Below are 19,548 nucleotides of genomic sequence, written 5' to 3'. Positions count from 1 at the left end.
TCACATTCGATGTCGATGCTGGGCTGATGTCTTGTATTCAGCCTTGCGTCACCTCACCGATCACAAGGACGTTTGCCCATGTCGCAAGGTTCTGCCACGCGTTATCCGTTGGTGCTGGTCCCGGGAATGCTCGGATTTATCCGTCTGGTGCTTTATCCGTACTGGTACGGGATCGTGGCGGCGTTGCGCCAGGGTGGGGCGACGGTGATTGCGGTTCAGGTGTCGCCGCTGCACTCGACTGAAGTGCGCGGTGAACAATTGCTGGCGCGGATCGATGAAATCCTGCGCGAAACCGGTGCCGAGAAGGTCAACCTGATCGGCCACAGCCAGGGCTCGCTGACCGCCCGTTATGCCGCCGCCAAACGCCCGGATCGCGTGGCTTCCGTGACCTCGGTGGCAGGCCCCAATCACGGCTCGGAACTGGCGGACTACTTGCACAAACATTACCCGGCGGACAGCGCGAGGGGGCGGCTGCTGGCGTTTTTTCTTCGAATCATCGGTGCGTTGATGAGTTTGCTGGAGACGGGTTATCGCGGGCCGAAGCTGCCGGTGGACATCCACGCGTCCCATGAGTCGCTGACGACAGCGGGGGTGGCGCTGTTCAACCAACGTTATCCACAGGGCTTGCCTGAAACATGGGGCGGGCACGGGCCGGAAGAGGTCAACGGCGTGCGCTATTACTCGTGGTCCGGCACGTTGCAGCCAGGCAAGACCGATCGCGGGCGCAATCTGTTCGACGGGACGAACCGCAGTTGTCGGCTGTTTGCCAAAACCTTCGTGCGTGAAGTCGGGCATTGCGACGGGATGGTCGGGCGTTACAGCTCACATCTGGGCACGGTGATTGGCGATGAGTATCCGCTGGATCACTTTGACATCGTCAACCAATCGTTGGGGTTGGTGGGGAAGGGGGCCGAGCCGATCCGGTTGTTTGTGGAGCATGCGGCGCGGTTGAAGGCGGCGGGGGTTTAGCCGTCAGACCGCATTATCGTTCTTCGCGGGCAAGCCTCGCTCCTACAGGGACAGCGCATGAACTGTAGGAGCGAGGCTTGCCCGCGAAGGCGCCATGTCAGGCGACGCTAACCTTGCGCCCCAACACCATGGTCCAACGCTCCGAAACAATCACCCCACCCAACGTCAACATCCCGCCCACCAGGTGATACATCGCCAATTGCTCATGCAACACCAGCGCGGCAATCAATGCGGTAATCACCGGCAGCAAATTGAAAAACAGCGTCGTCCGGCTCGGTCCCAGACGCACCACGGCCTGCATCCATGCGAGCGGCGCAACCATCGACGCCAGCAGGCAGGCATACAGAACCAGCGGAATGTTTTGCAGCGTCGGACCGATTTTCGGCGACACGGCGAACAACGGAAACAGCACCACCACCGCCACCCACACCTGCAGATACAACAACACCAGCGGCGGCAAACGCAGCTGCCATTTTTTCAGCAGCGTGCTGTAAATCGCATAGGCCAGCGTGGCGATCAGCATCATTGCATCGCCCAGATTCACCCCGTGCTCAAGCAATGCACTGAGGCTGCCGGACGACACCACCACCAACACACCGCCAAACGACAACACCGCACCGGCCAGCGCGCCGGCGGTCAGGCGCTGGCCGAGGCTGACGATCGCCATGGCCAGCGACATCAACGGCATCAACGACAGGATGATGCCCATATTGGTGGCGGAGGTCAGCGTCGCCGCGAAGTACGCCAGGCTCTGATAAACCGCCATGCCCAGCACGCCGAGGATGAAGATCTTGCCCAGGTTCGGGCGGATGGCCGACCAATGGGCGATCACCGGTTTGAGCATAAAGGGCGTGAACAACAATCCGGCCAGCAGCCAGCGGTAAAAACCGATCTCCGCCGGGAAGATCGCCCCGGCCGACATTTTGGTGATCACGGTATTGCCAGCCCAAATGAAAATGGCCAGCAGGGGATAAGCGTATTGCATCAGGAACAACCAGAACGTTAATGAGGGAGAATTATCGCCTGTCCGGATGCAAGCCTATACTGCGATCCAGACAACCTGACCCTGATGACAGACAGCATGAGCAGCAAACACATCGACCTGCTGGATTTCAGCGAATTGCCCGCGCCGGTGTACTTCCGCTACGCCGACTTCAATAGCCACGAATATGCCTCGGCCCACCGTCACCCCTGGGGCACCCTGGAGTATTCGGCCAACGGTGTGTTGCACATGGAGATCGGCAGCAGCCGTTTCATGTCGCCGCCGCAATACGCCGTGTGGGTGCCGCCGCAGATCGAGCACAGTTTCTACAGCAATCAACCGATCAACTACCGCGCCGTCTGCCTGGCGCCGGCGCTGTGCCACGAACTGCCGAAGCAGGCCTGCACCCTGGCGATCAGCGACATCCTCAAGGCAATCCTCAAGGACTTCGCCGCCCGTGACGTGAAGATTCCCGAGCAAGAGACCGACCAACGCCTGGCCCAAGTGCTGGTGGATCAGCTGCAGCAGGCGCCCATTCACCAATGCTACTTGCCCTACGCCAGCAGTCCCGGGCTGCTCGGTATTCTGGAAGCCTTGCAGGTTGAGCCCGGAGATAACCGGCCGTTGTCGGCATGGGCCGAGCAGATTCACGTCAGCGAGCGCACCCTGGCGCGGCAGTTTGTGCGCGAGTTGGGCATGAGTTTCGGCGAGTGGCGGCAGCGCCTGCGTTTTCTGGCGGCGATCGAAGCGCTGGACAGTCATCGCAGCATTCAGGAAATCGCGTTCGACATGGGCTACAGCACCGGGTCGGCGTTTATCGCCATGTTCCAGCGTCAAGCCGGATGTACGCCAGAGCAGTATCGCCGAAGCCATCTGCCGGGCAGGAAGCTGTAACAGGCTTTGTCTACACTCCAGAGCGAGGCCGTGCCCCTCGGTGCGGCAACAAGGAGAAAACTCCATGACGATGTTGCGTGTCCCTTTGTTGATGATCGGTTTGCTGCTCTGCTCCCAGGGCTTCGCCGCCACTGCCCAACAGAACAAGATGACCACCTGCAATGCCGACGCTACCGCGAAAAGCCTCAAGGGCGATGAGCGCAAAGCCTTCATGAGCACCTGCCTTAAAGCCGCGCCCGCCGCCAATGACGCGAAAGCCTTGACCCCTCAGCAAGAGAAGATGAAAACCTGCAATGCCGATGCCGCGACCAAGGCCCTCAAGGGTGATGAGCGCAAGGCGTTCATGAGTGATTGCCTGAAGAAGAAATAAACGGATTTGCGGGGATTGTGAGGGCCCCATCGCGAGCAGGCTCGCTCCCACAATGGATCTGCATACACAGGACAAATGTGGGAGCGAGCCTGCTCGCGATGAGGCCGGCCAGAGCGCTGCAGAAATCGCCTCTGCCCCCGACCAACGTCGCCCCACACAATCCCTAGTGCTGACACCCGAACGCTGGCAGACTGCCAATCCTTTTACGCCGTTCGTTTTGAGGCTGTATGCCAACGTTTTCTCAACGCCAAGTCTTGCTGCTCATCAGTTGGGTCATCATCTTTGGTGGTTTGCTGCTGGTGATTCCGTTGCGCTTGCTGCCAAGCCTTCTGGCCGGTCTGCTGGTGTTCGAACTGGTCAACATGCTCACCCCGCAATTGCAGCGACTGATCGAAGGTCGGCGTGCGCGCTGGCTCGCGGTGGCGTTACTGGGGACGTTAGTGGTCAGTGTGCTGACGCTGATCTTTGCCGGCGCTTTCAGTTTCCTGCTGCATGAGGCGGAAAACCCCGGCGCTTCCCTCGATAAATTCATGCTCGTGGTCGACCGCGCTCGCGGTCAGTTGCCGCCGTTCATCGACGCCTACCTGCCGGCCAGCGCCGCCGAGTTTCGCGTGGCGATTGGCGAGTGGATGAGCAAACACCTCAGCGATCTTCAACTGGTGGGCAAGGACGCGGCGCACATGTTCGTGACGTTGCTGATCGGCATGGTGCTCGGCGCGATCATCGCCCTGCAACGGGTGCCGGACCTGACCAAGCGCAAGCCGCTGGCCGCCGCACTGTTTGATCGCTTGCACCTGCTGGTCCAGGCGTTCCGCAACATCGTGTTCGCACAGATCAAGATTTCCCTGCTCAACACCTTCTTCACTGGGATTTTCCTGGCGGTGGTCCTGCCGATGTTCGGCATCAAGTTACCGCTGACCAAAACCCTGATCGTGCTGACCTTCCTGCTCGGCCTGTTGCCGGTGATCGGCAATCTGATGTCGAACACGCTGATCACAATCGTCGGTTTGTCGCTGTCGATCTGGGTCGCGGTGGCCGCGCTGGGTTATCTGATTGTTATCCACAAGCTCGAATACTTCCTCAACGCGCGCATTGTCGGCGGGCAGATCAGTGCCAAGTCGTGGGAGTTGCTGTTGGCGATGCTGGTGTTCGAGGCCGCGTTCGGCCTGCCGGGGGTGGTGGCGGGGCCGATTTATTACGCGTATTTGAAGAGTGAGTTGAAGCAGGTGGGGATGGTTTGATCCGGTCGATATGTATTGCCTGATCTGACGCCTTCGCGGGCAAGCCTCGCTCCTACAGGGATTGAATTGATTCTGTAGGAGCGAGGCTTGCCCGCGAAGGGCGCGACTCGGTTCTGGATCAGTCCATCGGCCCGTAACGCTTGGCCGCTTCAATCGCCAAACCACTGCCGATGCTGCCAAAGATGTTGCCTTCCACATGCCGCGCATTCGGCAACATCGCCGAGACGCTGTTGCGCAATGCCGGAATCCCGCTCGAACCACCGGTGAAGAACACCGTATCCACCTGATCGACCCGCACGTCGGCGTCGTTCAGCATCTGGGTCACGCTGTTGCGCACGCGCTCCAGCAAGTTGTCGATGGCCGATTCGAACAACGCCCGGCTCAACTCCACGCTCAGGCCCGGCTCGATGCGGTCCAGCGGCACATGGCGGCTGTCGGCGTGGGTCAGCTGGATCTTGGTTTCTTCCACTTCCATCGCCAGCCAGTGCCCGGCACGTTGCTCGATCAGCTTGAACAGACGGTCGATGCCGCCGGTGTCTTCGATGTCGTAGCGCATGCTGCCCAAGGCCAGGGTCGATTTCTGCGAATACACCGAGTTGATGGTGTGCCAGGTCGCCAGGTTCATGTGGTGGCTGGTCGGCATGTAGGCGCCGCTCTTCATGCGGCTGCCGTAGCCGAACAGTGGCATCAGGCCTTGCAGGCTCAACTGCTTGTCGAAATCGGTCCCGCCGATGTGCACGCCGCCGGTGGCGAGGATGTCCTCGTGACGGTTGTCGTGGTTGCGGCGTTCAGGAGACAGGCGCACCAGCGAGAAGTCAGACGTACCACCGCCGATGTCGACGATCAGTACCAACTCTTCCTTTTCGATGGTCGACTCATAGTCGAACGCTGCCGCAATCGGCTCGTACTGGAACGACACATCCTTGAAACCGATGGCGCGGGCCACGTCCACCAAGGTGTTTTCCGCTTCCTGGTCAGCCATTTCGTCGTCATCGACGAAGAACACCGGACGACCCAGCACCACTTCATCGAACTCGCGACCAGCGGCGGTTTCAGCACGTTTCTTCAACTGACCGATGAACAACCCGAGCAAGTCCTTGAACGGCATCGCCGTGCCGAGAACGCTGGTGTCGTGCTTGATCAGCTTGGAACCCAGCAGGCTCTTGAGCGAGCGCATCAGCCGGCCTTCGTAGCCTTCCAGGTACTCGTGCAGCGCCAGACGGCCGTACACCGGGCGGCGTTCTTCCATATTGAAGAAGACCACCGAGGGCAGGGTGATCTTGTCGTCCTCCAGCGCGATCAGCGTTTCCATGCCGGGGCGCAGCCAGCCGACGGTGGAGTTGGACGTGCCGAAGTCGATACCACAGGCACGGGCTGGAGATGCGTTTTTCATGTCTATCAGGTTCCGGTTAAAAAACGGCCGCGCAGTGTATGCCAGTGCGGCGCAGATTCGAAGGCCGACTATCCGCTAAATCTCGGTAATTAGCGCCTTGATAAGACGGCCCGATGCCCCAAACTTGTCTGCATTGGTCCTGGCAGCCATTGGGACGGACAAAAGAACCGCCCGCCGCTGCCGATAAACTTCTAATGCGCTGTCCGGTCACAAACTTGAGATCGGTCAAACCTCGTGCGGCAATTAAGAGCATGCTGAGGCTGATGGCGCGATTTTGATAATGGATGGTGATTCCACGATGGACTTCAAAGACTATTACAAGATTCTCGGTGTGGAACCGACCGCGGACGATAAGACGATCAAGGCGGCTTATCGCAAGCTGGCGCGCAAATACCACCCCGACGTCAGCAAGGAAAAGGACGCCGAGTCCAAATTCAAGGACGCTTCGGAAGCCTATGAAGCGCTGAAAAGCGCCGACAAGCGCGCCGAATACGACGACTTGCGCAAATACGGCCAGCACGGCCAACCGTTCCAGGGCCCGCCAGGTTGGCAGGGGCGTGGCGGCGGTGGTTTTGGTGGTGGTCAGGACTCGGGCGATTTTTCGGACTTCTTCAGTTCGATCTTCGGTAACCGTGGTCCTGGGTTTGGTGGTGGAGAGTCGCGCCGCAGTGCCGGACGTCGAGGGCAAGACGTGGAAATGGAACTTGGGATCTTTCTGGAAGAAACCCTCTCGAACGAATCGAAGAAGGTCACCTTCCAGGTGCCTCAGTACAACGCTGCCGGCCAGCACGTCAGCAACACCAGCAAAAGCCTGAATGTGAAAATTCCCGCCGGCGTGACCGACGGCGAGCGCATCCGCCTCAAAGGCCAGGGTGCACCGGGCATCGGTGGTGGTGCCAACGGCGACTTGTTCCTGATCATTCGCTTTGCGCCGCATCCGAAGTTCGACGTCGAAGGCGAGAACCTGATCATTACGCTGCCGCTGGCTCCGTGGGAATTGGCGCTGGGCACCGAAGTGGCCGTGCCTACACTGACAGGCAAGATCAACCTCAAGGTGCCGGCCGGTAGCCAGAACGGCCAGCGTATGCGTGCCAAGGGCCACGGTTTGCTGAACAAGGCCGGTCAACGCGGTTATCTGTTTGTGCAATTGAAGGCGGTCATGCCAAAAACCTCGAGCGATGAGGTCAAGGCGTTGTGGCAGGAACTGGCGAAAAAAGCCGCATTCGACCCGAGAGAAAACTTCTGATCCAAGAGACGGAGTAGCCCATCATGAGCAACCCCCTGATCGTTCAACTGGACATGGCAGAATTCTGTGAGGCGACCGATTTGTCGGACGTCTACGTGATCGAAATCGTCGAGCACGGCATCCTCGAACCTCAGGGCAAGCAGCCCAAGGATTGGCGTTTCACCGATTATGAGCTGGCGCTGGCCAAGCGTGCCGCGAAGCTGCGGCACGACCTGGAGCTGGAGTGGGAAGGCGTCGCCCTGGCGCTCGACCTGCTTGAAGAGGTGCAGCAACTGCGGGCCGAGAACCGGATGCTCAAGCAGCGGTTGGCGCGGCTGGTTGTCGAATAGCTGAAGCCAATTCGATTCCTGTAGGAGCCGGCTTGCTGGCGATGAACGATGATGCGGTGAGTCAGACAGACCGCGTTGCCCCCATCGCCAGCAAGCTGGCTCCTACAGATGGCCGTCTATCTGGGCAACACCACGGTAAACAGCGTCCCGTCAGTTTCGTTCGAGCTGACCTCGATCGTCCCGCCGTGCGCATCGACCACTTCCTTGACGATGAACAATCCCAGGCCAAGGCTGGTGGACGGCTGGCCGAGTTCTTCATCGGCGCTGCGTACCAGCGGATCGAAGATCGTACCGATCGCCTCCTCGGGTATCGGCGCTCCAAAGTTATGCACCGTTAGACGAACGGTGTCAGGTTCGCCGGTGAGGGTCACCGTCACATCATGTTTGTTCGACCCATGCTGCAACGCATTGCCGATCAGGTTTTGCAGCAGTTGAGCCAGGCGTCCGGCATCCCACACGCCTGTCGTGTCGCCCTGTGCATGAACTGTCGGATCGCATTCGGGATTACCGGCACAGGCTTCGGCAATCGCTGCGTGGGCGGCATCGGCCAGGTCCATCGGCTTGGGTTCAATCGGCAGGCTCTTGCCCAGGCGACTGCGCACCAGTTCCAGCAAATCGCCGACCATCACCGCCATGTGCCGCGCGCCGCGTTTGATATTGATCGCACAAGCCAGGGCATCGCCTTCAAGCGTGGTTTTGCGCATCAGCATTTCGGTGGACAGGCTCACGGCCTGCAAGGGGGCACGCAGGTCATGGCCGAGAATAGCCAGGAAGATATCCCGCGAATGATTGACCTGTTCGGCATAGGCCGCCGTGGATTCGGCAAGGGCTTCATCGATGGCTTCGTTGAAACGGATCATGTCCTGGAAGTAAGCGAGGTCCGGTGATTCCAGACTGTTGACCCACAACCGGATCACACAGGCACGCAGGTGACGGAATTCGCTGGTCATCTGCATCAGATCGAAGCCCACGGTATGGCGCAGTTCACCATGGCTGGCGCCGGCTTCGTCCAGGCTCGGGGTTTTCTCCGGACCTTCGCCCCTGGCCTTGGCGAGTTGCTCGCTGGCTGTTTGCGCGGTGGTCATGTCCCGCGCTGCCGCCAACAGAATTTCCCTGGCGTGATCACGCAAGGCCACTCGATCCATATTTTCGGCCGCCGGGGTAATCGTTCTGGCGAACTGCTCCCATTCATCGACGATACGGTCTACGTGTTGCCTGATGAATTCGGATAGGCGCATGGTCGGTTTCCTGATGGCAATCCGAGGCATCTTAGCCCCTTTGGCACCCCCTAAAAACTACCACTGCGCCGGCGACCATTCTTTAGTGGCCCCAGGGTGCTAATTAAATATTTTTTAGATCCTGAAATTAAATGCATTGTTGGGCTGGCGCGGTTTTCCAAGTGGTTTTTTAAGCTTTTGTTTTTAATCGCACTCAATAGTCTGGTGGTTCTTTTCATCGCATAAGGATTTGCGAAATGAACGAACTATCGGACGCTCCGGCGTTGCAAGTTATTACCGGGCATGGAAGAAGCAAAGCCAATGTTCATCATGATTATCTGCTGGGCAAACTGCCTTCGCCGCTAAAAGACGCACCTGTTTCGCGACTGCTTACGATGGCCGATTCGACCGCGGATTTTCCACAGTGGTATTTGAATGCACGCGCCATCGACCGTCAGTACCTCAAGCAACTGACGGATGAGCGCTGGCGCCTTCAGGTCCCGTTGGACGACGTGTTGGAGAATGTACAGCGGGACATTCTTGCCTTTGCCGAACCGTTGCTCGTTAAAGCATTAAAGGACCAGCTGAATCTGGATCTGGACGTCAATGCGACGCTCATTCGCCTGTACATCCCGGCAAAACTGGGTTTTGGCATTGATACCAATGCCAGTCGGCTCAGGCAATCGACGTTGCTGGAAGCGGCGCTTCACAATTTCGAGGCGCCTGAAACGCAGGCCGGCGCGTTTCGCGACGGCTCCGGCATCTTCACCCGGGACCACGAAAACGAGTTACAGCGGCATGCACTGACGGTCGAACAATTCGCGGCCCTGTGCCGGACGCTTGATATCGGCGCGCACTATCAGCGTCACATCAAGGCCGCAGTGATGCCCGAAGCTATCGCGGCCAAGGCAATAATCGAGCGGCACTGCATGGCCAGTGAAAAAGCCATCTTCAACGAAGCCGCGCTGATCGCGTATTTGAAAAACGACATCAGTTCCTATGGCTACGGGAAACTTCAGCAAGTTCGTGATAATGAAAAGGGCATTGCGTGGAATCATCGTCCTTTGCAATGCCATCGACTTTCGTTAATGGGCTTCAGGTTGTCCGGCATCCTGTTGTTCAGTGCAGTGGCAGACCCCACTGAAGTTAAAAGAATTTACGACAGTCTGGTTCCCCGGCACCAACGCACACTGATGGAATGGTCCAGACGTCTGATGCTGCTACCGGGCCAGGAGTTTGAGCAGTTCGAATTACTCGAGGCGTTTTTCGCCAATGGCCCCAACGGTCTTGTCGACGCCACTTTGCAAAGGGAAGATGGTTTTCAACAAAGCCGTCTCGACGGGACGTTGATCGCTTATGTCCCGGATGATCCTGACCATCCCTTCAAAGAGTATGCGTCCTTCACTGACTTCATGAAGGAACTGACGAGCCAGTTGCGCTCGCCAGACTATCAACAGTTTTTCAGCCGATTCGTGGCACAAAAAGACCATGGCAAATTCTTTGCCCGGGTTCGCGAGCGTTTCACCACGTTCACCTGGACGCAGCGTGAGCCGCTGGACATGGGGCCGTGGTGGCGAGAGACCGCGGTTGAAAACGCCAACGCAGAACCCATCACCAACATCATTACTGGCGATATTTGGCCGCAAATCGGTCGCTGGCGCAGGGACAAGGCGATTGCGGATGCGCGGCACATCGCGGTGCCGACCGACGATGAAGACGCGACCACCCGCTGGAATCGGTTGACCAGCTATCTGAGCATCGGCTGGAACGTGTTCAACTTCGGCGCGATGTTGGTTCCCGGCCTGGGCGAAGCGATGCTGGCGGTCATGGTCGGGCAGATGCTGTTCGAAACCATGGAAGGTATCGAGGAGTGGAGCAAGGGTGACAGGGACGAAGCGGCGGCCCATCTGACCGGTGTCATGATCAATTTCGCGCAACTGGCAATCATGGCGGCGGGGCATGTTTTGCCCGCCGGTGCGGCGGCGTCGGTCAAACCCTCGGCCTTCATCGATCAGTTGAAAAAGGTTGAGTTGCCTGACGGCAAGACACGCTTATGGAAGCCGGACCTGTCGCCCTACGCCCATGACCTGACGTTGCCGAAAGCGGCGACGCCAGGTGAGCTGGGGCTGTTCCGGCACAGCGAAAAAACCATCCTGATGCATGAAAACAAGTACTTCGAAGTCAGAAGCGATCCGCGAACGGGGCAGCCTCGCCTGCAACATCCGGATCGGCCGCAGGCGTATCAGCCCGCACTCGAACACGACGGTACGGGTGTGTGGAAGACCGAGCTCGACCGACCCGTCGAGTGGGGCAAAACCACGCTCATGCGGCGCCTGGGGCTGGCGGTTGAGGATTTGTCCGAGGCCACGCTGGAGCAGATTCGTATCGCCAGCGGTGTCGAAGAAGACCTGCTGCGCCGGCTGCATGTCGTCAACGAGCCACCGCCCGCGCTGCTGAGCGACACGATCGAACGCTTCAAGATCTGGGCTGATGTGCAAAAGCTGCCCGGGCAGATAGCGCTCGATGAGGTTCCCGAAGTGTTCATCGAGCAGGTGCCCCGTTTGCTGGTCGAACTGCCGCGATGGCCTGAGCAAAAAAGCATCGAGCTTTTTGACGGCGCCGAGCAGTCGGGGCGCTCGATCAAGTACGGCAATCTCGACGCGTCGCCGGCCAATACGCTGAGGATAAGTCGTGCCGAGGTCGGTGCCGGAAAACTTCCGGAGCTGGCTGTGAAGTTTGTCAATGAAGCCGACATCCATGCGTTGTTCGGACAGAGCATTTCCACTGACGAGCGTATCCGCATCGACGCCTTGAAAAACCAGCTCGCGGGGCGGGCAGGCAGTCATCCGGGGCCTTTGTTTGATGCGCTCAATCGCCGTTTGCAGCAGACAGACAACCGGCAAGTGCGGGTGCTCCAGGACGCCTTCAGCAACCTCCCGACGGTGATCGCCCGTGAGTTGCTGGCCGACATCGAACCGCAGGACTTGCTCAATATCACCGAGTCTTCGCGCATTCCCTTGCCGCTCAGAGAACGCACGCGGCTGGCCTTGCGCACGTTACGCGCCGCACGTGCTTACGAAGGTCTTTACCTCGATGCCGCGTACGGTGTCGATAGCGAGCGATTGGCGTTGCATTCGTTGCAAGCGTTGCCCGACTGGCCCGCAAACGTGCGGATCGAAATCCGCGAATACTCATTCGACGGACCACTGCGCGACAGTGTGGGCCCGGCAGATGCCGCCGTTCGCAGAATCCTTGTCAGCGAGGACGGTCAGTACCAGGCCCGCGATGCCGATGATCTTCACCTGCATGGGGCCGATGACCTCTACGCTTCGGTGTTGCATGCCCTGCCTGATACTGAGCGGAACGCGTTGGGGTACCAGATCAATCAAGGCGCGACGCTCAAGCACGCCGTTCAAAAAACGCCATTGCCACGGGACAGGTTCAACGCGCTTCTGGCGGATAACCCTGTTCGAAAACCTGCGTACGATCCAGCCACGATGCGTCTGCGTGGCGGCATGCGCGGGATGGCCCAAGGTCTGCGTCGAGTTCAGGGGCAAGTAACGCCGCAAGAGCGGGTCCGCGTCGTTCGCCCAGGATGGACGGAGGCCGAAGCTCAGTCCTATCTGCAAGCGGGGGGCAGCGACGTCAGTCTTGACCAGAGGGCGAGTGCCCTGGAGGAGGAGTTCAATCGGCTCAATGCCAACTTCCAACGCTGGCTGAAATCACCGACCGAGGCATTCCGCTTTACGTCCGCCGGCATCGCCGAATGGCAGTCCAGAAACGCGTTGTACAAAGCGGTCAGGGAATGTTGGCAGCACACCGGCTTGCGCGATGTGGACTCGTACGGCGAGTTGCGAGGCTTCGTGCTCGACCTCGAGAACCTGCCGCTGGGGCGGCATCTGCGCACGATGCCCGCACTGGAGGGCAACTTCGATCACGTCACTCGCCTTAATCTGAACGGAACCGAATTGACCGACGCGCATGCTTCATTGCTCGATCATTTCCCCCGGTTGCGCTCTATCAACATCAACGGCAATTCGCTCACCCGACTTCCTCGTGCCATCGGCCGCATGCGCGCGCTGACGGAGTTGAACCTGCGAGGAAACCGCATTGTCCTGGATGCGCAAGGCGTCGCGGACCTGCGCAACCTGACGCGGCTTCAGATCCTGGACCTGCATAGCAATCCCCTGGGGCAGGTTCCGGATATTGGCAGCATGCGCGTGTTACATACGCTGATCCTGGCCGACACCGGCATTCGGACCTGGCCGGACGGCTTGTTCGCGCAGCCGCGGTTCCGGCATTTTTACCTGGACATGCAGCGCAACGAAATCACCTACGTGCCCATGGTCACGCGTGGCTCGGTCCAGGCGGAATTGCTGGCGCGCACGTTGTTGAGCCGGGAGCCGGAGTTTTTGCCGGCCTTCAATCTGCAGACGCTCAGGGAGTACATCGCGTCCGTTGGCATGGACCCTGATCGACCGTATCCGCCTCGTGGCGTGCGCGACAGCCTCGACTGGGAAGCTGGCTTGACCCGGCCGGAGTGGGTGGCCAGACAGGAGGTGTGGAACAGCGTCGAGGATGAGCACGGTTCGGTTGGCTTCTTCAACGAGATTCGCAAACTCACCGAATCGGGGCATTTCAAGCACGACCTCGGGTTTCGGGTCGACATGACCGCCAAGGTCTGGCGAATGCTCGATGCGATGTCGAAAAATACCGAACTGCGGCAAAAACTCTTCACCCTGACCACCGTGCCCACCGCGTGCGTCGATGCTGGTGCGCAGCTGTTCAACGCCATGGGGATGGAGGTGTTGATTCATGAAGCCTATGAACTGGCAAATCCCGCGCTGGTAGAGGGTGAACTGGTGTCGCTGGCGCAGGGTAAGTCACGTCTGGATGAACTGAGCAGGATTGCGCGAAAAACGATTTCCGAGCGGGAGGCGATGGGTGAGGAATTCAGGCGCGTCAATGCGACGGGCGAGGTCACCGGCACGATTGATGAGGTTGAAGTTCACCTGGCATTCATGACGGACCTTGCCGACCGGTTGGACCTGCCCTGGCAGTCGCGAAAAATGCAGTTCAGAAAAATCGCCGGCGTCACGAACGCGATGATCGAAGATGCATTCCATCGTGTACTGAACCTTGAGGCGGGTGAATTGCTCGACGATTTGCTGATCGAGCAGCCGTTCTGGTCATCCTATGTCGAGGGTTCCAACCGGGGGGTTATCAAAGGTTTCAGACGCCGGATTGAAGCCACGATTGAGTTCTACTCAGCGCTTGAAAAACGAGCATCCGACACAACGCTTTCCCTTGAGCAAAAGGCACAGTTGAAGGAAGAGCTCAGGGTGCTCGGTGCTGAGTTGAACAAACCGGAAAGCGCGTTTGCGCCGGGACGGGTCATGACCGAAGCGGAATACGCCGCCGAGCTGGAAGTCATCGACGAAGACAAGAAAGCCTTTATCAAAACGTTCACACGCCAGGCAATCGAACGGGCAAAACTGCAACGGGTAGAAATCCCTTTCACCGTACAGCCGAACAGTTGATCGCTGCGGCTTTGCATCGGAGCCTGGCCAGCCAGGCTCCGGTGATTTGGCCGATTAAAACAGGAAGTAACGCTGGGCCATCGGCAGCACATCCGCTGGCTCGCACCAAAGCAGAACGCCGTCGGCCTTGACCTGATACGTCTGCGGGTCGACATCGATACTCGGCAGGTAGTCGTTGTGGATCAAGTCGGTTTTCTGCACGTCGCGGCAGCCTTTGACCACAGCGATTTTCTTCTTCAAGCCCAGCGCTTCGGGAAGTCCTGCCTCCTGCGCCGCCTGGCTGATGAACGTCAGGCTGGTGGCGTGCAACGAGCCGCCGTAGCTGGCGAACATCGGGCGGTAGTGCACCGGTTGCGGCGTCGGAATCGAGGCGTTGGCATCACCCATCAGGCTGGCCGCAATGGCCCCGCCCTTGAGGATCAACGTCGGTTTGACCCCGAAAAACGCGGGGCGCCACAGCACCAGATCGGCCCACTTACCAACTTCGACCGAGCCCACTTCATGGCTGATGCCGTGGGTGATTGCCGGGTTGATGGTGTACTTGGCGATGTAGCGTTTGGCGCGGAAGTTGTCGTTGCCCTCGCCATCCCCCGGCAGTGGGCCGCGCTGTTTTTTCATCTTGTCGGCGGTTTGCCAGGTACGCGTAATGACTTCGCCGACGCGGCCCATGGCCTGGCTGTCGGAGCTGATCATCGAGAACGCGCCGAGGTCGTGGAGGATGTCTTCGGCGGCAATCGTTTCGCGGCGGATGCGGCTTTCGGCGAAGGCCACGTCTTCGGCAATGCTCGGGTCCAGGTGATGGCAGACCATCAGCATGTCGAGGTGTTCGTCGATGGTGTTGCGGGTGAAGGGCCGGGTCGGGTTAGTCGAGCTTGGCAACACGTTGGTAAAACCGCAGGCCTTGATGATGTCCGGTGCGTGACCGCCGCCCGCGCCTTCGGTGTGGTAAGTGTGGATGGTGCGGCCCTTGAAGGCGGCGAGGGTGGTCTCGACGAAACCGGATTCGTTGAGGGTGTCGGTGTGAATCGCCACCTGCACGTCGTACTGATCGGCCACCGTCAGGCAGTTGTCGATACTCGCCGGGGTGGTGCCCCAGTCTTCGTGCAACTTGAGGCCGATGGCGCCGGCCTTGACCTGCTCGATCAACGGCTCCGGCAGGCTGGCGTTGCCCTTGCCCGTCAGGCCGATGTTCATCGGGAAGGCGTCCGCCGCTTGAAGCATCCGCGCCAGGTGCCATGGGCCGGAGGTGCAGGTAGTAGCGTTGGTCCCGGTGGCCGGGCCGGTGCCGCCGCCGATCATGGTGGTCACGCCGCTCATCAACGCCTCTTCGATCTGCTGCGGGCAGATGAAGTGGATGTGGGTGTCGATGCCGCCGGCGGTGAGGATCATGCCTTCGCCGGCGATCACTTCAGTGCTGGCGCCGATGGCGATGGTGACGTTCGGCTGCACGTCCGGGTTGCCGGCCTTGCCGATGCCTGCCACGCGCCCGTCCTTGAGGCCGACGTCGGCTTTGACGATGCCCCAGTGGTCGATGATCAGCGCGTTGGTGATCACCGTGTCGACGACTTCGGCGGCCAGCAGCTGGCTTTGGCCCTGGCCGTCGCGGATGACTTTGCCGCCGCCGAATTTCACTTCTTCGCCGTAGGTGGTGAAGTCTTTCTCCACCTCGATCCACAGCTCGGTGTCGGCCAGACGGACCTTGTCACCGACGGTGGGGCCGAACATGTCGGCGTAGGCTTGACGGGAAATCTTCATGTGCTTGCCTTAGGAATTAATTGAATGGGAGATCGCATTCGCGGGCAAGCCTCGCTCCTACAGGGTTCGTGCTGCGGACGACACATGACCTGTAGGAGCGAGGCTTGCCCGCGAAGAGGCCGGTACAGGCTGCACATGACTTACAGGTCACCCATAACCCGCCCGGCAAACCCGAACACCCGGCGATGCCCGGCCAGGTCAACCAGCTCGACCTCGCGGCTCTGCCCCGGTTCGAAGCGCACGGCGGTGCCGGCGGGGATGTTCAGGCGCATGCCGCGACTGGCAGCGCGGTCGAAAGTCAGGGCGTCGTTGGTTTCGAAAAAATGGTAGTGCGAGCCGACCTGGATCGGCCGGTCGCCACTGTTGGCCACCTTCAGGCTGACGGTGCGGCGGCCGACGTTGAGTTCGATGTCGCCGGGCTGGATCTGGAATTCACCGGGAATCATCAATGGGCTCCTTGGAGAATCTTGTAGTAGAGGGCGGTCGGCTTGTAACGACCGCTCGGGTCGCAGGCGTAGTCGGGAATTTCTCCCGCACGGGTGTAGCCCAGAGCCTTGTAGAAATCCTCGGCCGGGGAACCGGCTTCGGTGTCGAGGTAAAGCATGCCGCGCTTGTGCTGGAGCGCGGCCTGTTCCAGGGCGTTCATCAATTGTTGGCCCAACCCGCGGCGGCGCGCGTGTTCACGCACCAGCAGCTTCTGCACTTCGGCGCGGTTCAGGCCGTTGGCTTTCTGGCACAAAGTCAGTTGCACACTGGCCTGCACTTGCTCGTCCTTGACCACCACCCACAGCAGCACGTTGCCCTTGTTCAGCTCCTCTTGAACGCCATCGAACCAGGCGCGTGCCTGTGTGGCATCCAGATCGGCCATGAACCCGACACTGGCGCCATAGCTGACCGCGTCGAGCAGCAGATCAATCAAACCCTGACGATAGTGCGCAAAGCTTTCAACATTGACGCGGCGCAGTTGGGCGGCGTTCATCGGGCATTACTCCTTGTTGGCGGGCGGCGGCTCCGCGCCAGGATTGAGGGTCAGTTGCATGAAGGTCAGGTCCAGCCAGCGGCCGAACTTGGTGCCCACCTGCGGCATCTGCCCGGTGGTCACGAAGCCGACGCGTTCATGCAGGCGGATGGACGCGGCATTGCCGCTTTCGATGGCAGCGACCATCACATGCTTGTCGCAGCCTTTGGCACGCTCGATCAACACGTCCATCAATTGCGGACCCAGTCCATTGCCGCGTTGATCGCTGCGTACGTAGACCGAGTGCTCGACGGTGTGGCGGAAACCGTCGAACGGTCGCCAGTCACCAAATGAAGCGTAGCCGAGTACGTTGTTATCGCCGTCGACGATCACCAGGATCGGATAGCCCTGGGCTTGCCGGGTGCTGAACCAGGCCTGGCGGTTGCCGAGGTCCACGGCTTGTTCGTTCCAGATGGCCGTGGTGTTGAGCACGGCGTCGTTGTAGATGTCGCGGATCGCCGGCAGATCGGCGTGCACCGCATCGCGGATGTGGTAAGTCATGGCGCGGCCTCAGGCGATGGGTTGGTGGACGGTGACCAGTTTGGTCCCGTCGGGGAAGGTGGCTTCGACCTGGATCTCCGGGATCATTTCCGGGATGCCTTCCATCACTTGTTCGCGGCTGAGCAGGGTGGTGCCGAAGTGCATCAGCTCGGCCACGGTCTGGCCGTCACGCGCGCCTTCGAGCAGCGCTGCGGAGATGTAGGCCATGGCTTCCGGGTAGTTGAGTTTCACGCCGCGCGCCAAACGCCGCTCGGCCACGAGGCCGGCGGTGAAGATCAGCAGCTTGTCTTTTTCGCGTGGGGTCAGGTCCATCGTTTGGAATCCATAATCGGCAGATTAAAAAATCACTACAACCTCTGTAGGAGCGAGGCTTGCCCGCGAATGCTGCGCCTCGGTTTAACTGATTGACCGCGTTATCGTTCTTCGCGGGCAAGCCTCGCTCCTACAGGGATCGGTGTTCAGGTGCTCCATATTCTGGGTGGGACGGCTTCTCGACCGAGCAACGCAGGCCTGAGCAATCGCCACAAATCAATCAACCAGCCTCGCGCCAACAGCGCCTCGCTGGCCAGGCACCGAGCCACCAACAGGCCCGGCAACTGGGTCAAATCCCCGCGTACGTCATTGGGCAGCGAGCGACAGGTTTCCAGCAGTTCACTGTCAATCTCCCCCGTCACCAACAACGTCGCAAACACCGGTTGCCCATCCAGGCCAATCGGCGAATCGAGCAACCCGTCATCCCCGACAATGCGCTGGCGTTCGTGCCAGAGCAACTGGCCGTCGCGGCGGATATCCAGCTGCGCCTGAAAATGCCCGAGGTCAAAGCGCTCGCCACTGGCCGGACGACCCAGCGCCACCACGTCCCAGTAGAACAGCCGCGCATCACCTTCCAGATCAATGGATGTGTTGAGTTCTGCCTGGGCGGCGCTGAAGATAATCGTCTCTTGTGGTAACCACTCCAGTGTCGCGCCGTTGGCCACTTTCAGATCAAGTGTCTGATAAGCCGGTCCTGCCGCGCGATACCACTTGGCCGCGCCGGGGCTGGTGATTTGTGCCCACGCATCGCGGCCAACGCTGGCGCTGATGTCCAGTCGATCACCGCCGGCAATCCCGCCGGGCGGATGCACGATGATGTGCTGGCAAACCTCGGGCCCTTCGGCGTACAGATGTTTTTGCACCCGCAACGGCCCTTTATGCCGACGCTGAACCGGGCGCGTGGTGTCGCCGAATCGGGCATAGCCCAGTTCCAGCTCGGCATGCCAGCTAGGCGTGAACAGCGTTGTGTGGGCAGGTAAATTCATGATTTCTAATTATCGTTAGGACGCTACAGATTAGATCGTAACCAGACCGCGCACACCCTCGGCTTCCATATTTTCGCCGCGGCCCTGCTGCACGATCTCGCCGCGGGACATCACCAGGTATTGATCCGCCAGTTCAGCGGCGAAATCGTAGAACTGCTCCACCAGCAGAATCGCCATGTCGCCGCGTGCCGCAAGCTTCTTGATGACCGCGCCGATCTCCTTGATCACCGACGGCTGGATGCCCTCGGTCGGCTCGTCGAGGATCAGCAGCCGAGGACGGCTGGCCAGCGCCCGGCCGATTGCCAGTTGCTGCTGTTGGCCACCAGACAGGTCACCGCCGCGTCGTTGCTTCATTTGCAGCAACACCGGGAACAGCTCGTAGATGAACGCCGGGACTTCTTTCGCTTCGCTGCCCGGAAATCGCGACAGGCCCATCAGCAGGTTTTCCTCTACCGTCAGCCGACCGAAAATCTCCCGGCCCTGAGGCACGTAAGCGATCCCTGCATGCACCCGCTGGTGCGGTTTGAACGTGGTGATCGGTTTGCCTTCCCAGTTCACCGCGCCTTCTTTGGCCGGCAGCAAACCCATCAGGCATTTGAGCAGCGTGGTCTTGCCCACACCGTTGCGCCCGAGCAGGCAGGTGACTTCACCGACCTTCACGTCAAACGTCAGGCCGCGCAGGATGTGGCTACCGCCGTAGTACTGGTGCAGCTTGTCGACTTGCAGCATCTTTGAATTCCTCTCAACCTCTGTAGGAGCCGGCTTGCTGGCGATGGCGGTGGGTCAGGCGATATT

The 19,548-nt window shown here is 59.8% G+C and carries 17 protein-coding genes; 7 read left to right on the top strand and 10 right to left on the bottom strand.

The annotated features are described in order from the left end of the window. Window positions 1-78 precede the first annotated feature (78 nt). A complete protein-coding gene (locus tag IB246_RS08535; RefSeq protein WP_008045209.1) occupies window positions 79-969 on the top strand; it encodes an esterase/lipase family protein in 891 nt (296 codons plus the stop codon). A gap of 97 nt (window positions 970-1,066) precedes the next feature. Here the strand turns inward: IB246_RS08535 and IB246_RS08530 are convergent, their stop codons facing one another. Next, window positions 1,067-1,954 carry a DMT family transporter gene (locus IB246_RS08530; protein ID WP_008045208.1) on the bottom strand — a complete coding sequence of 296 codons (888 nt, stop codon included), beginning with the start codon at window positions 1,952-1,954 and terminating at the stop codon, window positions 1,067-1,069. Window positions 1,955-2,050: 96 nt separating this feature from the next. On the opposite strand from IB246_RS08530, the gene IB246_RS08525 reads away from it, so the two are divergent. The 3 genes from IB246_RS08525 (at window position 2,051) to IB246_RS08515 (ending at window position 4,456) form a co-directional block, all read left to right on the top strand. Then, the gene (locus IB246_RS08525; protein ID WP_192226946.1) at window positions 2,051-2,845 is read left to right on the top strand and encodes an AraC family transcriptional regulator; all 795 of its coding nucleotides are present in this window, start codon (window positions 2,051-2,053) and stop codon (window positions 2,843-2,845) included. A 64-nt stretch (window positions 2,846-2,909) separates the two neighbouring features. After that, a complete protein-coding gene (locus tag IB246_RS08520) occupies window positions 2,910-3,215 on the top strand; it encodes a PsiF family protein (RefSeq protein WP_008031179.1) in 306 nt (101 codons plus the stop codon). Window positions 3,216-3,442: 227 nt separating this feature from the next. Next, complete coding sequence (locus tag IB246_RS08515) at window positions 3,443-4,456, top strand: AI-2E family transporter (RefSeq protein WP_008038685.1); 1,014 nt, start codon at window positions 3,443-3,445, stop codon at window positions 4,454-4,456. Window positions 4,457-4,574: 118 nt separating this feature from the next. Here the strand turns inward: IB246_RS08515 and IB246_RS08510 are convergent, their stop codons facing one another. Beyond that, window positions 4,575-5,849, bottom strand: coding sequence for an Hsp70 family protein (locus IB246_RS08510; RefSeq protein WP_008031182.1), 1,275 nt, complete (start codon window positions 5,847-5,849; stop codon window positions 4,575-4,577). A gap of 298 nt (window positions 5,850-6,147) precedes the next feature. Here IB246_RS08510 and IB246_RS08505 point away from each other — a divergent pair, with 298 nt between their 5' ends. Both IB246_RS08505 and IB246_RS08500 read left to right on the top strand, forming a co-directional pair. Further along, a complete protein-coding gene (locus tag IB246_RS08505) occupies window positions 6,148-7,095 on the top strand; it encodes a DnaJ C-terminal domain-containing protein (RefSeq protein WP_008038686.1) in 948 nt (315 codons plus the stop codon). Window positions 7,096-7,118: 23 nt separating this feature from the next. Then, complete coding sequence (locus tag IB246_RS08500; protein WP_008038687.1) at window positions 7,119-7,424, top strand: chaperone modulator CbpM; 306 nt, start codon at window positions 7,119-7,121, stop codon at window positions 7,422-7,424. Window positions 7,425-7,540: 116 nt separating this feature from the next. On the opposite strand, the gene IB246_RS08495 is transcribed toward IB246_RS08500, so the two are convergent. Further along, window positions 7,541-8,662 carry a sensor histidine kinase gene (locus tag IB246_RS08495; protein ID WP_008038688.1) on the bottom strand — a complete coding sequence of 374 codons (1,122 nt, stop codon included), beginning with the start codon at window positions 8,660-8,662 and terminating at the stop codon, window positions 7,541-7,543. A gap of 236 nt (window positions 8,663-8,898) precedes the next feature. On the opposite strand from IB246_RS08495, the gene IB246_RS08490 reads away from it, so the two are divergent. Continuing rightward, window positions 8,899-14,181 carry a dermonecrotic toxin domain-containing protein gene (locus tag IB246_RS08490; protein ID WP_008038689.1) on the top strand — a complete coding sequence of 1,761 codons (5,283 nt, stop codon included), beginning with the start codon at window positions 8,899-8,901 and terminating at the stop codon, window positions 14,179-14,181. Window positions 14,182-14,235: 54 nt separating this feature from the next. Here the strand turns inward: IB246_RS08490 and ureC are convergent, their stop codons facing one another. The 7 genes from ureC to urtE form a co-directional block, all read right to left on the bottom strand. Beyond that, a complete protein-coding gene (ureC, locus tag IB246_RS08485; RefSeq protein WP_008038690.1) occupies window positions 14,236-15,936 on the bottom strand; it encodes an urease subunit alpha in 1,701 nt (566 codons plus the stop codon). Between the two features lie 140 nt (window positions 15,937-16,076). After that, window positions 16,077-16,382 carry an urease subunit beta gene (locus IB246_RS08480; RefSeq protein WP_008038692.1) on the bottom strand — a complete coding sequence of 102 codons (306 nt, stop codon included), beginning with the start codon at window positions 16,380-16,382 and terminating at the stop codon, window positions 16,077-16,079. Then, entirely contained in the window at window positions 16,382-16,915 is a 534-nt protein-coding gene (locus tag IB246_RS08475) for a GNAT family N-acetyltransferase (protein ID WP_008038693.1), read from the bottom strand. Before IB246_RS08475 ends, IB246_RS08480 begins: the two co-directional genes overlap by 1 nt. Before the next feature lie 6 nt (window positions 16,916-16,921). Then, window positions 16,922-17,455 (bottom strand): GNAT family N-acetyltransferase, encoded by a 534-nt coding sequence (locus tag IB246_RS08470; protein WP_008038694.1) that lies wholly within the window; start codon window positions 17,453-17,455, stop codon window positions 16,922-16,924. Window positions 17,456-17,464: 9 nt separating this feature from the next. Continuing rightward, complete coding sequence (gene ureA / locus IB246_RS08465) at window positions 17,465-17,767, bottom strand: urease subunit gamma (protein WP_007907366.1); 303 nt, start codon at window positions 17,765-17,767, stop codon at window positions 17,465-17,467. A gap of 146 nt (window positions 17,768-17,913) precedes the next feature. Continuing rightward, window positions 17,914-18,753, bottom strand: a complete 840-nt coding sequence (locus IB246_RS08460; protein ID WP_008038695.1) for an urease accessory protein UreD — start codon at window positions 18,751-18,753, stop codon at window positions 17,914-17,916. 30 nt (window positions 18,754-18,783) lie between these two features. Further along, window positions 18,784-19,482, bottom strand: a complete 699-nt coding sequence (urtE, locus tag IB246_RS08455) for an urea ABC transporter ATP-binding subunit UrtE (RefSeq protein WP_008031204.1) — start codon at window positions 19,480-19,482, stop codon at window positions 18,784-18,786. Between the last annotated feature and the right edge of the window lie 66 nt (window positions 19,483-19,548).

This window comes from Pseudomonas sp. PDM01 (assembly GCF_014852325.1).
In the GTDB taxonomy this organism is placed as follows: Bacteria; Pseudomonadota; Gammaproteobacteria; order Pseudomonadales; family Pseudomonadaceae; genus Aquipseudomonas; species Aquipseudomonas migulae.
This window is presented reverse-complemented; position numbering and strand designations above follow the sequence as displayed.

What these genes read in the sequence shown, in the direction of transcription:
- IB246_RS08535 (WP_008045209.1), top strand. Translation starts at nt 79, where the DNA reads ATGTCGCAAGGTTCTGCCACGCGTTATCCGTTGGTGCTGGTCCCGGGA.
- IB246_RS08530 (WP_008045208.1), bottom strand. Translation starts at nt 1,954, where the DNA reads ATGCAATACGCTTATCCCCTGCTGGCCATTTTCATTTGGGCTGGCAAT.
- IB246_RS08525 (WP_192226946.1), top strand. Translation starts at nt 2,051, where the DNA reads ATGAGCAGCAAACACATCGACCTGCTGGATTTCAGCGAATTGCCCGCG.
- IB246_RS08520 (WP_008031179.1), top strand. Translation starts at nt 2,910, where the DNA reads ATGACGATGTTGCGTGTCCCTTTGTTGATGATCGGTTTGCTGCTCTGC.
- IB246_RS08515 (WP_008038685.1), top strand. Translation starts at nt 3,443, where the DNA reads ATGCCAACGTTTTCTCAACGCCAAGTCTTGCTGCTCATCAGTTGGGTC.
- IB246_RS08510 (WP_008031182.1), bottom strand. Translation starts at nt 5,849, where the DNA reads ATGAAAAACGCATCTCCAGCCCGTGCCTGTGGTATCGACTTCGGCACG.
- IB246_RS08505 (WP_008038686.1), top strand. Translation starts at nt 6,148, where the DNA reads ATGGACTTCAAAGACTATTACAAGATTCTCGGTGTGGAACCGACCGCG.
- IB246_RS08500 (WP_008038687.1), top strand. Translation starts at nt 7,119, where the DNA reads ATGAGCAACCCCCTGATCGTTCAACTGGACATGGCAGAATTCTGTGAG.
- IB246_RS08495 (WP_008038688.1), bottom strand. Translation starts at nt 8,662, where the DNA reads ATGCGCCTATCCGAATTCATCAGGCAACACGTAGACCGTATCGTCGAT.
- IB246_RS08490 (WP_008038689.1), top strand. Translation starts at nt 8,899, where the DNA reads ATGAACGAACTATCGGACGCTCCGGCGTTGCAAGTTATTACCGGGCAT.
- ureC (WP_008038690.1), bottom strand. Translation starts at nt 15,936, where the DNA reads ATGAAGATTTCCCGTCAAGCCTACGCCGACATGTTCGGCCCCACCGTC.
- IB246_RS08480 (WP_008038692.1), bottom strand. Translation starts at nt 16,382, where the DNA reads ATGATTCCCGGTGAATTCCAGATCCAGCCCGGCGACATCGAACTCAAC.
- IB246_RS08475 (WP_008038693.1), bottom strand. Translation starts at nt 16,915, where the DNA reads ATGAACGCCGCCCAACTGCGCCGCGTCAATGTTGAAAGCTTTGCGCAC.
- IB246_RS08470 (WP_008038694.1), bottom strand. Translation starts at nt 17,455, where the DNA reads ATGACTTACCACATCCGCGATGCGGTGCACGCCGATCTGCCGGCGATC.
- ureA (WP_007907366.1), bottom strand. Translation starts at nt 17,767, where the DNA reads ATGGACCTGACCCCACGCGAAAAAGACAAGCTGCTGATCTTCACCGCC.
- IB246_RS08460 (WP_008038695.1), bottom strand. Translation starts at nt 18,753, where the DNA reads ATGAATTTACCTGCCCACACAACGCTGTTCACGCCTAGCTGGCATGCC.
- urtE (WP_008031204.1), bottom strand. Translation starts at nt 19,482, where the DNA reads ATGCTGCAAGTCGACAAGCTGCACCAGTACTACGGCGGTAGCCACATC.